The organism is Paenibacillus sp. MAHUQ-63 (assembly GCF_028765165.1).
In the GTDB taxonomy this organism is placed as follows: domain Bacteria; phylum Bacillota; class Bacilli; order Paenibacillales; family NBRC-103111; genus Paenibacillus_E.
The window spans coordinates 109,073-123,599 of sequence record NZ_JARADB010000001.1 but is presented as its reverse complement, the minus strand read 5'-3'; the positions used below and the strand labels follow the sequence as shown (position 1 = coordinate 123,599).

Annotated in this window: 8 protein-coding genes; all 8 read left to right on the top strand. The window is 47.0% G+C overall.

Annotated elements, in window-relative coordinates; all coding sequences use genetic code 11:
* The first annotated feature begins 127 nt into the window (after positions 1–127).
* The 8 genes from PUT07_RS00390 to PUT07_RS00355 all read left to right on the top strand — a co-directional run bounded on the left by PUT07_RS00390 (position 128) and on the right by PUT07_RS00355 (position 14,500).
* Positions 128–1,750, top strand: a complete 1,623-nt coding sequence (locus tag PUT07_RS00390) for a response regulator (RefSeq protein WP_274465738.1) — start codon at positions 128–130, stop codon at positions 1,748–1,750.
* Positions 1,747–3,543, top strand: coding sequence for a cache domain-containing sensor histidine kinase (locus PUT07_RS00385; RefSeq protein WP_274465737.1), 1,797 nt, complete (start codon positions 1,747–1,749; stop codon positions 3,541–3,543). The genes PUT07_RS00390 and PUT07_RS00385 overlap by 4 nt, the downstream gene beginning before the upstream one ends.
* Complete coding sequence (locus tag PUT07_RS00380; protein WP_274465736.1) at positions 3,533–4,522, top strand: substrate-binding domain-containing protein; 990 nt, start codon at positions 3,533–3,535, stop codon at positions 4,520–4,522. Before PUT07_RS00385 ends, PUT07_RS00380 begins: the two co-directional genes overlap by 11 nt.
* Before the next feature lie 23 nt (positions 4,523–4,545).
* Positions 4,546–5,820 carry an extracellular solute-binding protein gene (locus PUT07_RS00375; protein WP_274465735.1) on the top strand — a complete coding sequence of 425 codons (1,275 nt, stop codon included), beginning with the start codon at positions 4,546–4,548 and terminating at the stop codon, positions 5,818–5,820.
* A gap of 334 nt (positions 5,821–6,154) precedes the next feature.
* The gene (locus PUT07_RS00370; RefSeq protein WP_274467414.1) at positions 6,155–11,038 is read left to right on the top strand and encodes a discoidin domain-containing protein; all 4,884 of its coding nucleotides are present in this window, start codon (positions 6,155–6,157) and stop codon (positions 11,036–11,038) included.
* A 211-nt stretch (positions 11,039–11,249) separates the two neighbouring features.
* Positions 11,250–12,635, top strand: a complete 1,386-nt coding sequence (locus PUT07_RS00365) for an ABC transporter substrate-binding protein (RefSeq protein WP_274465734.1) — start codon at positions 11,250–11,252, stop codon at positions 12,633–12,635.
* Between the two features lie 82 nt (positions 12,636–12,717).
* Positions 12,718–13,638: a carbohydrate ABC transporter permease gene (locus PUT07_RS00360; RefSeq protein ID WP_274465733.1), complete on the top strand. Its 921-nt coding sequence runs from the start codon at positions 12,718–12,720 to the stop codon at positions 13,636–13,638.
* Positions 13,639–13,651: 13 nt separating this feature from the next.
* A complete protein-coding gene (locus PUT07_RS00355; RefSeq protein ID WP_274465732.1) occupies positions 13,652–14,500 on the top strand; it encodes a carbohydrate ABC transporter permease in 849 nt (282 codons plus the stop codon).
* Positions 14,501–14,527 lie beyond the last annotated feature (27 nt).

Here is a 14,527-nt window from a genome sequence, read left to right as displayed (position 1 = left end):
GTTGATAATTGTCGGGGGATTTAGATAAAAAATGATGGGTAAATTGCAGGAAATATCATTCATTTTGCGCCGAATTTCGAGTAGAATCACTTGATAATCCATAAGAAGAAGAGGGCAGGTGCTCATCATGTACAAAATCATGATTGTGGATGACGAATCAGATGTACGGGAAGGCATCAAAGAGAGTATCGATTGGGAGGAACACGGTTTTGAGTGCATAGGCGATTATGCGAGTGGAAGAGAAGCTTTGGAAGCAATCGCAGAACTGAGACCGGATCTGGTCATTTCCGATATTTGCATGCCGTTTATGGATGGGATCGAGTTGACCCGGAACATTCAGATGTTATATCCCTATATCAAAGTAATTATCCTTACCGCTCACGATGAATTTGATTATGTCCAAAAGGCTCTGCGGTTAAAAGTATACGACTTTATCGTAAAGCCGATTACTGCATTTGAGCTTCGAGGTCTTCTGGATAAGGTGAGATCGGACATGGACAAGGAAGCAGAGCATCGAGAAAATCTGACCGATCTCAAAATACAGCTTCAGCAGAGTTTGCCGTTATTAAGGGAACGTTTTCTTGAGCAGATGGTAAGCGGCACCCTAAAAGACAGGCACATTCAAGAGAGGCTACACTATTTCCGCATTCCGGCAATGCTCCCTCCTTATCTGGTTACAGCCATTGACATTGACGAATTCAGTGAAATAACCAAAGGCAGATGGGATAACGATCCGGAGCTTCTCCGTTCTGCGGCATACAATATTGTACAAGAGGTCATAGAAGGCAAAGAAGCGGTGATCTTCCGTACAAGGGAAGAACGCATGGTAGTCGTATTTTACGGTAAATCGGAAGAGGTGCTGTATGACGCGGCTTTCCATTTAGCAGAGGTCATACGATTTTGTATTGAGAAATATTTGAAATTCACGGTTACCGTTGGTCTCGGTACATCATGCAGCGCATTAAGCGAGCTGTCTATTTCTTACAAGGGGGCAATATCCGCATTGGATTACCGATTCCTGCTGGGGGCTAATCGTGTTATTTCCATTCAAGATATGGAAGGTGCGCATAACTCCATGCATAGGCTGGACACGGAATGGAACCGAAGGTTCGCCACCATGATCAAAACAGGTACGAACAAAGAATCTCATGCCCTCATTGAACAATTAATCTTCTCTTTGAAAGCCTCATTGATGCCTATCGATGCCTGTTACCTGCAGATTCAGTCGATCCTTATTGCGATTTTGAATACGATTCATGAGTTAGTCGGAGATGAAAGCGCTCACTTTAAAGGACATGAGTTGATATTCAAAAATATGAACCGTTTAAAAACGTTGGAAGAGATCGAGCAATGGCTCCAGGAAATTTGCAAGGAAGCGATTGCCTACATTGCGGGACAGCGGAATGATTTGACGAAAATGCAGGTCCAAAGTGTTATTGATTATATCGAGAAAAATTATCATAACGAGGATTTGACGATCCATGATCTTTGCCGCCACGTACATCTCAGTAAAAGCTACTTCAGTTCCGTGTTTAAGCAGCATACGGAACAAACGATCATGGAGTACGTAACGCGATTCCGGATTGACAAAGCTAAAGATTTGCTTCGGCATACCCCCATGAAATTTTACGAAATCGCCGCGAAGGTGGGTTACGGCGATCCCAACTACTTCGGTGTACTCTTCAAAAAGCATACGGGGACAAGTCCCACGGAGTACCGAGAAAAGCTCGCGAAGGAGACGGCCGGATGAAAAAAGGACGGGAAGCGGGACTTCAACTCTTTAAATTTCGAAGCATTCAATCCAGCATTTCCGTCGCCTTCTCGTTATTGATCCTGGGATCAATTACGATCACGAGCTTCATCTCTTATCATTTGTCGGCCCAAGCTGTTGAAGGGAATTCGGAGCACTACATTTCGGAAATCATACAGCAGGTAAATAGTAACATTCAGTCATACATCACCAATATGGAGAATATCGGGATGCTCGCTTCGGCGAACAAAGATGTGAAGTATTATATATCGGGCACAAGCTTCATTAGCGAAGAGGAGCGAAGGCCATATGAGAAAAGAATATCCGATCTGTTTCAATCGATTCTGATTTCCCGCAAAGATATTGCCTCGATCATGATTTTCGGCTATAACGGCCGGTTCGTCTCCGACCGCAGAATCACAAGCTTGAATGAGAATACCAGAATTGAAGAGCAGCCCTGGTACCAGCGTGCGCGAACCGAGGGAGGCAAATCCGTCATCACGGCCCCGCATGTCCAAAATATAATCCAAAACGAGTACCGCTGGGTCGTATCCTTGAGCCGGGAACTGAAAAACGCTGACGGCATTACGGGGGACGGCATTTTTTTGGTTGACTTGAATCTGAGCGTGATCAACGAAATTTGCAATCAGATTAACCTTGGACCAAGAGGGTACGTGTTCATCGTCGATAAGGACGGGAACATCGTCTATCACCCTCAGCAAAAGCTCATTACTAGTAATCTCAAAACGGAGTTGATCGATAAAGTAAGATCAGCCGATAGCGGCAGCTTCGTTACGGGGGAGGGCAACAGAAAACGGATTTATTCGATCCAAGAAGCTCATTTCGGGTGGAAGATTGTCGGAGTTGCCTATGCGAGCGAACTGATCGCCAATCAGTATCAGATCAAGTTATCTTATTTCTTATGGACGATACTGGCGCTGGTCATTGCGCTGTATCTCTCTTTTACCGTCTCCCGGCATCTTTCGCGACCGATCAAAGTGCTGCAGAGCAGCATGAAGCAGGTGGAAAAAGGCAACTTCGACATTCGCTCTGAAATTCACAGCGAGAATGAAATCGGCCAGTTGGGCCGGGCGTTCAATATGATGGTAGGCAGAATCAAAGATTTAATGAGCCAACTCATTCAAAACGAGGAAGTCAAACGAAAGAGCGAAATGAAGCTGCTGGAAGCGCAGATCAATCCTCATTTTTTGTACAATACGCTCGATTCGATCATCTGGATGGCGGAATGCAAGAAGCATGAAGAGGTTGTTTTGATGACTTCTTCGTTAGCAAAGCTGTTTCGCGCCATTATTCATAAAAATGATGAAACGGTCCCCGTTCGAGTAGAACTGGAGCATATTACCAACTATTTGCAGATTCAAAAGCTTAGATATAAAGATAATCTTGACTTTGCTATCGACGTGGATCCGGACATTCTTGAGCATCACATTCCTAAAATTATTTTGCAGCCTATTGTGGAAAATGCGATTTATCACGGAATTAAAAATAAGCTGGAGCCAGGTGTGATACGAATCACCGGGAAGGCGCAAGGAGAAGCCATCGTGTTTGTCGTTGCAGATAACGGGGTCGGCATGGAACCGGACAAGCTGAATCAAATTTTGAAGGCGAAGAACGGAACCAAGAAAGGAATCGGGGTCAGCAATGTGGATGAGCGGATCAAGCTGTTTGGTCATGAGTATGGCATCAGCTTTAACAGCGAGCGGTGGGTAGGCACCGAGGTTACGATTGTAGTTCCCTTGAACGCTCGGAAAGGAGTATCGGATGGCGCATAAGAACCCCGTACTTTTGGCCGTACTGCTGGCTGTTCTTATTGGACTGCTGGCCGCGCACGTCGTTGATACGTTTCGTTTGATGAATCCAAGGAAATATGAAATTGCTGTCGTGCTGAAAACGAACAATATTCGCTCCGTCTATTGGCAGATGGTAAGCAGCGGCGTGAAAGCCGCTTCGAAGGAATTCGATATCCATGTCAGCATTACTGGGCCGCTATCCGAGACGGATACGGACGAAGAAATCCGCAATTTGAATGATGTGCTGGCCGGAAAGCCCGACGCTATCATCCTTGCAGCGACCGATGCCGTAAAGCTCGCGCCGATGGCTAAGAAAATAAAGGAATCAGGCGTTAAACTGATTTTAATCGATTCGCTTATCTATAACGCTGATGGAGAAAGCCTGATTGCTACCGATCATATTGAAGCGGGAAAGAAAATCGGCATGAGCTTTGCGGGCTTACGAAATGGCGGACCGGCGAAAGTGCTGACGATTAGCGACAGCAAGAGCGCTTTGGCTGAACAGGAACGTGTGAAAGGATTTAAAGAAGCCATTGCAAGCCTTGCCGGCGTTGAACATGCAGGTACTTTTTATTTTGATTCAACCGAAGACGCAGCCTATGAGCAAGTCAAAAAGCTGTTGTCCTTGTTCCCGGACATTCAGGGGATAGCCGGATTGAATGAAGACGCCACGTTAGGGGCCGCAAGAGCCCTCAAAGAATATAAACGGACCGATAACGTAAAACTCGTCGGTTTCGATAGCTCCGTTTATCAAGTTAAGCTTTTGGAAGAAGGCCGTTTGCAGGCAATGATCGTGCAAAAGCCGTTCAACATGGGGTACTTGTCGGTAGAAACAGCTGTAAAGGTTTTGAAGGGGATTAAAGTCGAACCGTTCCATAAGATGGAGGCGTTAGTCATCACCAAAGCCAATATGTATACGCAGCAAAATCAAGAGCTGCTCTTTCCTTTAGTGGAGAAGTAACAATAGGGTGGAGGAGGGAACAAATGAGTATCGCAGTTGTGCGTAAATTGGCATCGCTATCTGGCGTGCCGCTTCTTCTTTTAGCAATTCCACTCGCCGGATGCACGAAAGAGGACCGTGGCGCAGCTTCGGCCGAGCCTGAACCAAAGGCTTTTATTTCCTTCGTTGCTCCTGAATACAGTTCGGCGACCAAGCCTTTTTTTGAAAATCTGGTGAAGGATTTCGAGACGAAATATCCGAACATCGAGGTCGAGCTTCAAGTGATTAACTGGGATATTTTGGACAGTGCCTACAATACGATGATCAGCCGCAACCAGCCGCCGGACTTGCTGCTTTCGAACATTTACGCGCATTTTGCGAAGGATGGCCTGTTGAATCCTATGGATGAACTGCTTTCTCCCGCACTTCGGGCGAAAATGTATCCTTATTTCACAGAAACCGGCAAGTGGAATGGCGTGCGCTTCACAGTGCCATATGCGGCGACGATCCGGGAAATGTACTACAACAAAGATATTTTCAATGAGGTAGGTATTGACGGTCCGCCCAAAACGTGGAAAGAACTGGAGAACGCTGCGCGCCAAATCAAGAATACGAAACAAGTGGACGGCTTCGGTGTCGATCTGACGGATAACGAGATTTGGGCTTATCTTTCCTACTTTTTCTATGGTGCCGGCGGAGGTTGGATGAAGGACGGGGAATGGGCGATCAATTCGCCCAAAAATGTGGAAGGCGTTCAATTCCTGAAGGAACTTTATGAAAAAGGGTTGACGGACCCGGAGCCCACGGTCACGACGCGTGATGAAAAACAACGCATTCTCGGCAACGGCCAGATGGGCATGCTCATATCCGGCAATTATTTCGAGACCGTCGTGCCCCGTGAATTTCCAGGATTAAAATGGGGGAAAGGACCGATCCCGGTCAAGGAAGGACAAACGCCTCTTGTGCTAGGCGTGCAGGATGTATGGATGTCGTTCCGGACGGATCATACGAACAAGGAAGCATTGTCCAAGTTTCTCGACTTTATTTATGAGGATGCGCGCTATGAGGAGTTTGTTATCCAAGAAGGCTTCATCCCGACGATCAGCACGGTAGGGGTGAAGCTGGCCGAGAATGATTCCGTCATGAAGCAAAATCTCGATTGGATCGAGCACGCAAAATTTTATCCAATCCAGCATCCCGCTTGGTCCGCTGTGCTTAACGCGACTAGGAACATGGGGCAGGCCGTACTGCTCGGGCAAATGACGCCCCAACAAGCGTTGGATCGGCTGCAGCAAATTGCATTAAGCAAGAGTCAATGAGTCCGCAGAATAAATCATGTAACTCGCAAAATATATCATGCAATCGTAGAATATATCATGCAATTTATTGAATATATCATGTTCTAAACGCCGAACTCCTATTATCATTATTTTGAAAGCGGTTCAAATGCGTGTTATTCCTAAAAAGGAGGTATTTTTTTAGAAAATAAATGAAGCGATCCGGGAGACATGAACAGTTCTGGGGGACATGAACGACAGGGTATTTTAGAATCTTAATTACGGTTTAGGAGTGGGAAAAGTGTTTAGAAAAATAGTAACGATAGCATGTTTATTTTCGCTGTTATATGGTCCAATACCATTAACTTCCGATTCAATGGTAAAATCGGCTCACGCTGCTGATCTACCAGCAAGTGTGGCTTCAAACCAGAATGAAAGAAAACAAAGCTTTGACTCCGTCTGGAAATTTAATCTGGGTGATGTCGCTGGTGCGGAAGTCGCCAATTTCAATGATTCATCATGGAGAACATTGGACGTTCCCCATGATTGGAGTATTGAACAGAATTTTAATAAGTATTCTTTAGCCGGCAGAGACGCAGCGTTTCTGGATGGCGGAACCGGATGGTACCGGAAATCATTCACGATGCCAAGTGAAGCGACTGGAAAAAAAGTAACCATTACTTTCGACGGCGTCTTTATGGACAGTACGGTGTATCTAAACGGACATGTTCTTGGTAATCGCCCGAACGGATACATTTCGTTCGAATATGATTTGACCCCTTACTTGAAATTGGGCGGGGAAAAGAACGTCATTGCCGTCAAAGTCGTTAACAAGCAGCCGAGCAGCCGTTGGTACTCGGGAAGCGGGATTTACCGTCATGTATGGCTCTCGACCACGGACCAGGTTCATGTTGGGCAATGGGGCACCTCTGTCACCACTCCGCAGGTTAGCGCTTCCTCGGCAGATGTCAATGTGAAAACAACCGTCATGAACGAAACCTCTGCAAGCAAGCAGGTCACTTTAAAGACTACGATCCGTGACGATCAGGGAGCTCAGCAGGCCGTTCTTGAAACGGCAGCAACACCGATTGATGCAAAAGGGAAAAGCGAATTTGATCAGACACTGACGGTGGGCAATCCGAAATTATGGTCCATCGAGAAACCTGATCGTTATACGGCAGATACGGAAGTGAAAGTGGATGGGGTCGTCGTCGACACGTATCAAACGTCTTTTGGGATCAGGACGTTCAGATTTGATAAAAACCAAGGATTTTTCCTGAACGATAAGCATGTGAAATTGCAGGGCGTGTCCATGCATCACGATTTGGGAGCGTTAGGGGCCGCTGCTAATACCAGAGCCATGGAAAGGCAGCTGGAGATTTTGAAAGGTATGGGCGTGAATGCGATTCGAACGACTCATAATCCTGCGGCGCCCGAACTGCTCGATTTATACGATCGGATGGGATTCGTCGTCATTGAAGAAGCATTCGACGTCTGGAAAGGATCGAAAAAGGAGTACGATTATTCCCGTTTCTTTGGTCAGTGGGCTGAAAAAGACCTCAAGGATATGGTGCGTCGTGACCAGAATCATCCTTCTATTATCGCATGGAGCCTTGGTAACGAGATTTGGGATACTACGAATAGAGATGACGCTGTTGCAACTGTGCGAGACCTAAAGAAATGGGTTAAAGAGATTGATACTACAAGGCCGATTACGATGGGCATTGCGCTGATGTTTGACGCCAAAACGGTAGAATTTGCGAACGAGTTAGATATTGTCGGCTACAATTACACGGAATATCTTTACGATAAACATCACGCAGATCATCCTGAATGGAAGATCTATGGAAGCGAGACAGCCTCTGCGGTCAGATCGCGCGGAGTCTATCATCTGCCGATCGATCAGAATGTACTGACAGATCCGGATCTTCAAACTTCTTCTTACGATAACAGCTGGGTCGGGTGGGGACTCAGTGCGAGAGAATCATACAAGCTGGATGCTGAACGCGATTTTGTTGCAGGTCAATTTATTTGGACAGGCTTTGACTATCTTGGCGAACCGACTCCGTATTACGAAGACAATAGTCCTGCTAAGAGTTCGTACTTTGGAATCGTGGATACGGCGGGATTCCCGAAAGATATTTACTATTTCTATCAAAGCCGCTGGACAAGCAAGCCGATGGTGCATGTGCTGCCCCACTGGAATTGGAAAACCGGGGACACCATACCGGTTATTGCTTATAGCAACGCGGACAGCGTTGAACTGTTCTTGAACAATCAATCTCTTGGCGTAAAAACATTTGCCCCCGGAGATTTGCAAGTGCAATGGAACGTTACATTTACACCGGGTACATTGAAGGCCGTTGCCAAGAAAAATGGCGTCGTTGTAGCAACGGATGAAGTGAAGACAGCAAGTGAGTCCGCCAAGGTGTTGCTAAAGCCGGAACGAACTGTCATCAAGGCAGACGGCAAAGACCTTGTCTTCATTGAAGCCGATATCGTCGATGCGAATGGCGCACTGGTTCCTAATGCGGACAACTTGATTAACTTTAGCGTAACTGGCGGAACGATCGTCGGTGTGGACAACGGAAATTCCATCAGCTGGGAAAGCTATAAAGGATCAAGCCGCAAAGCGTTTAGCGGCAAGGCGTTGCTCATCGTGCAGCCGTCCAAAACCGCTGGTGAAATTGTAGTCAACGCGACAGGTTACAACGTGGCACCGGATAGTACGAAGGTATTTGCAGTGTCCGATATCGATCCGAACAGTACGGATATTATCGGTATTCAACCGGTCACTGTTGAATCCAAACCGGGCATTGCTCCGGAACTGCCTTCGACCGTAACTGTGATCCAGCAAAATGGGAAACAAAGAGAGGTTACTGTAGCCTGGAATCCGGTTGACGCAGCACAATACGCGAAGACAGGCAGCTTTACCGTCAACGGCACGGTACAAGAGACTTCCATCAAAGCGTCTGCCACCGTATCAATCGTTGGCGTTTCAAGAGTTAACGGCTCGATCACGGTCAAAACGTCTGTAGGTACGGCACCTAATCTTCCAAGCAAGGTTGATGTGGAATATACCGACGGATCGCTTCGCTTGTCCCAAGTAACCTGGGATGCGATTGAGCCATCGAAGTATGCGGCCGAAGGCGAATTTCCGGTTGCAGGTAAAGTGGAAGGAACAAACCTGACCGTTGGTGCGTCTGTTCTGGTTAAGTCGGCTGCTCCAGAAAATGTCTCTTTGAATACAGGCGGAGAGTATCCGAAGGCAAGCGCGTCGTTTACCAATCCTTCTGATCCTGATCGCTTTTTGAACGATGGTATTATTTCCTATACGGATAATCCGAAAAACCGGTGGACGAACTGGAGCCCTACGTCTAGGCCGTCAGACTGGGTACAAATCGATTTCGGTCAAACAAAGACCATTAACCAAGTCAATATGTATGTATACATTGATGGAGGCGCAGCTCCTCCGACATCCATGAATGTACAGGTGTGGGATGGGTCGAAATGGGTCGACGTGACACATGTGACCAATGCACCAACGGTACCTACAGACAAGAAGAATACGATCACTTTTGACCCTGTATCTACATCGAAGGTAAGAGTGAACATGAATAGTGTCGCTGGTATGTGTTTGGGGATTACGGAAATGGAAGTTATCGGACTAGTCCCTGTTGTGGGGCATGACGCAGCATTGAAAGGAATTGAAATTAACGGTCAACCTTTTGCTGAATTCCAAGCAGACGCCCTTTCCTATGAGGTGCAATTGCCTTCAACAGCGCTTCCGACTTTCAAAGCTAAGCTGTCCGACCCATTCGCAAAAGCTACGATCACTAACCCGAGTGGAATTCCAGGCAAGGCTACAATTGACGTGACTTCGGAGGTTGGTACTAAAACGCAAACCTACACGATTCATCTAAATGTCCAAGATACGACACCTCCTGTGACGACCGCTACCATTCCCCAGTCGCAGATGACGGCAACGGCAACTAGTGAGGAAGTAGTGGGTGAGAATAACAGAGCATCCAACGTGCTCGATGGAAATTCCAAAACGATTTGGCATACGAAGTGGGACAAGTCTACTCCACTGCCGCAATCGGTCACATTGAATCTTGGTGGTTCGTACGACGTGAATAGTATCAAGGTTCTCCCTAGACAAGGACAAGGCGCGGCGACGAACGGCATGATCACGGCCTACAATGTCTATACAAGTACGGATGGCGTCCAATTTACAAAAGTCGCCGATGGAACCTGGCCGAATGACACGATGGAGAAAACAGCTTCGTTCCCGGTAAAGAAAGTGGCCTTCATCAAACTGGAAGCAACCGCAGGGCAATTCGGATATGCATCTGCAGCTGAAATGAATGTCTATCGCGTTATCGATGTGCCAGTAACCGGTGTTCAGTTGGATAAACCGCAAGTCTCGCTGAAAGAAGGACAAACGGCAGAGCTCGTTGCTACGATGCTTCCTTTTAACGCGAATAATAAGAATGTAACATGGGCGAGCAGCAACGAGACCGTCGCCAAAGTGGAAGTGAAGGACGGTAAAGCAGTTGTCACTGCATTGAAAACAGGGGAGGCGGACATTAAGGTCACCACTGTTAGCGGCAATTTCACAGCGGTAAGCAAAATTACGGTACAGAAAGACGATGTCACTCCAAACGTTGCTTCAACGACGCTATCCGCAGCAGGCACCGTTATGGCAGGCCAGGAATTCCCTGTACAGCTGGGTCTGAGCAGCGTTACACAAAGCGTCTATGCACAGGATATTAAGATGGACTACGATTCGAACGTATTTGACTTCGTCTCGGCAAGTGCCTTAAGAGAAGGGAATCTGCTCGTACATTCTGTTAAGGACACTCTGGGCAAACTTCGCTTTATTCTCGCAAACGTTGGCAAGACTTTGACAGGCAATGCTGAAATCCTGGAACTGAAGTTCAAAGCCAAAGCTAATGCGCAGCCTGCGACGGGAACGATTGCTGTATCCGACGCGACGCTTGGCGATGCGCAGGGAGCGGAAACGAAAGCGCAAACTTCTTCGGTGGGGGTGAGCATTACGACGCTGCCAACGGGAATTCTAGGCGATGTCAACCATGACAATAAAATTAGCATCGGTGATCTTGGCATCGTTGCAGCAAATTACGGCAAAACATCTTCCAGCCCAGATTGGGAGCAAATCAAGCAAGCAGACGTAACTGGCGATGGCAAAATCGATATTGAAGATCTTGCGTTCGTGGCCAGAAAGATGATGGAGTAATTCCACTGAAGAAGGAAGGGCTGTCCGCTGCCATGGAAATGGCGGCGGGATGGCTCTTCCTTTTTGCGTTTAGCAGCTTCCATGATTGCGCCAATATCACTTGTGCTTCAAAGACAGTACTTTATCAACGATTTACAGGACGAAATTCAATAGTTGTCCGCTGGATAAACCAATATGATAAAGATGTAAAACTTAAAGGAGGTCATCGCAAATGAGAAATGCTAAAAAAGCAATGGCATGGAGCATGATTTTGTCAACGGTCTTACTATCAACCGGCTGTGGAACCAGCACGAATTCGGCGGGCGGGACAGTGAAGCCCCTTGAAAGCGACAACACGACTGAAAGCGTAAAACCCGCTGCAAGCAGCCAGCCTCAGGGCTCAAAACTTACTGGGGACTTTGAAATTCAGTATTTTGTCGGCGGTTACGGCGATGCGTGGTGGAAACAAGTCATATCCGATTTCCAAAAGCAGAATCCGGATCTCAAGATCAAAGAGTCGGCAGGAGCTAAAATCAACGACCAAATGAAACCTCGCTGGCTTCAAGGGAATCCGCCCGATTTCGTGTACATTGACGGTGCTGGATCCAATACAAGACAAATGGTGTCGGACGATCAGCTCATGGACATAACAGACTGGCTGAAGGATGCGAAGAACGTTGACGGCAAAAAAATTACGGATCTCTTGATCGCCCAGCCTGAAGAATACAAACCGGGCAAATCCTATGCCATTCCTCTGGTGTTCGGATCATGGGGGACGTTCTACGATAAGGCGTTGTTTAAAAGTAAAGGCTGGCAAGCTCCTGCGGATTTCGAAGGCTTCCTTGCTATAGGCGACAAAATTAAAGCTGAGGGCAACATGATTCCTTACATCCATACAGGTGTATATCCTTACTACATTAACGGCGGTTTGTTGGATCCTACTATCATCGCGATGAACAACTATGACACCTCGATCTTTAAGCGAATCAATTCGCTTGAAAAAGGGATTTGGAAAAGTGAGCCGGTCATGAAATCGCTTGCCAAAATAGTGGAAATGCGAGATAAGGGCTTCATCGACAAAGGATCACCAGCACTGAATCATACGGATTCCCAATCCCAATGGCTGCAGCACAAAGCGGCGTTCATTCCGACTGGCATTTGGGTTGAAAGTGAGATGGCGAAGGACGTTCCGGCAGGCTTTGAATTCGGCTTCTTGCCGTCTATCGGCCAAGAAAAGGGCGGTAAATTCGTCGCAAATCCATACACAGCAACAGTCGCTATTGCGAAAAAAGCGAAAAATCCGGAAGCGGCCAAAGCCTTCATGCAATTTATTTTTACGGAGAAGCAAAGTAAAGCATGGGCGGAGCTTTCCAAAGCCCCTTCTAACATTAAAGCGGATCTTGAAGGCACGAATGCGCCTGCGCTTACGAAAGAGGCGGCCAAATTCTACAATTCCCCGAATACCGTCGTAGCGCCTGAGATCGTCATTCCGGAGGAACTTGTAACAGCTAGAAACAATGCAACTGTAGCGCTGACCAAAGGCGAAATTACGCCGCAGCAGTGGGCGGACCGCATGGAAGAAGCGACGGAGAAAATCCGCGCCAAAGAAAAGAAATAAGACTCTCATAAGGATCTGATGATACGAAGGGAGTACTTCGGATTCCCTTTGTATCATTCGGATATTTAGATTGGAGGCAAGTATGCAAGAGCGCAAGACTGTTAGAAACGGCACTGCGAAGATGAAGCGGAATATGTTCATTCTCTCCTTTACTCTTCCAACTTTGCTCCTATATATCGTCTTTACCGTCTATCCGATGTTGAAAGGCATTTATCTGAGCTTGTTTGATTGGTCCGGCGGTTCCGAAACCTATAATTTTATCGGACTCGGCAACTTCAAAGAGATGCTGCATGACGCTGTGATCGCAAAGGCTATTCGCAACGACTATATCCTTGTCATCGGGAAAGTGGTCGGGTTTATGATTATGTCCATGTTTTTCGCCGTAGCGCTAACCCGGTTCAACATCAAAGGTTCGGGCTTTTATCGGATCGTATTTTTTATTCCGAATGTGCTTTCAGTTGTTGTCGTAGGCGTTCTTTGGCGCTACGTATATAATCCGAACCTCGGCTTCCTGAACTCTTTTCTCTCCTTATTTACAGATAAGCCTTTCGATTTCGCCTGGTTAGGCGATAAATGGTCGATCTTTGCGTTGCTGCCGCCATCGATTTGGGCCGGTATCGGTTTTACAATCATTTTGCTGGTTGCCGGCATTCTCAGTATTCCATCGTCCTTATTTGAGTCCGCCGACATCGACGGCGCTTCACAGTGGAGCCAATTTTGGCTGATTATACTGCCGTTGTCGTGGGAGCAGGTCAAGACGTCCGTGCTTTGGATTGTCATGACGACGCTGAACGGATCATTCGTCATCGTAACGATCATGACCTTTGAAGGCGGCGTCGACAATGCCACACAGGTCATGGGTTCGTATCTGTATCTGAACGCTTTTAAATTCGGCAAATTCAGCTATGGGTCCGCGATTGGTGTGCTTATCCTGGTTCTTTCTTTCATAACGACAGCAGCCCTTCAGCGGCTGATGAGGAGAGAAACCATTGAAATAACGTAGAGGGGCCATGCATATGAGTCAAAGAATACTCAATCCAGTCAGTCGTGTCTTTTTCAAAATCTGCCTGTTCGTTTGGTCGATTTGCGTCCTTTATCCGCTGCTCTGGACGGTCTTAAGCGCTTTGAAAGACAACAAGCAGTTATTCCTGGGCAAGCCTTGGGCATTGCCGGAGCTTCCGCTGCTTTGGAGCAATTTCACCTTTGTATGGGAAAAATATAACTTCGCCCACAATTTTATGAATTCATTGGTTGTGACCATTGTGAGCACCGCTGCGGGCGTGCTTTTATCGGCAACGACGGCTTATGTGATCGCACGCTTTACTTTCAGAGGGAACGGCTTGCTTTACTATTCCTATCTTTCCTACATGATGATTCCAACCTTTCTAGGCATCATTCCTTTATTCTTTTTGCTGAACGATCTTCATTTAACGAACCATTTATTGGGCTTAATCTTCGTTTATACGGTAACCGCCGTGCCGTTCGCTGTTTTCGTCTTAGTCAGTTTTTTCAAATCGCTGCCCAGTGAGCTGGAAGAAGCCGCTGCCATGGATGGCGCCTCGCATTATGGCGTCTTTTTTCGGATTATGCTGCCGCTGGCCAAGCCCGGCTTGATGTCTGTAGCGATTATTACCGTGCTGAATATTTGGAATGAGTATGTGTTCGCGCTCGTCCTGATGAATGATCCTACGAAATATACGATACCGGTCGCGATTGCGGTCATGCAGGGCGAAATGCAATATAGGACGGAGTGGGGACCGCTATTTGCCGCTCTAATCCTATCGATGGGGCCCACGATTGTGTTTTATGCCATGTTTCAAAAGCAAATTACCGGAGGCATAACGGCCGGTGCATTAAAAGGCTAAGCATGAGCGGCTTGAAAGGGGGGATTA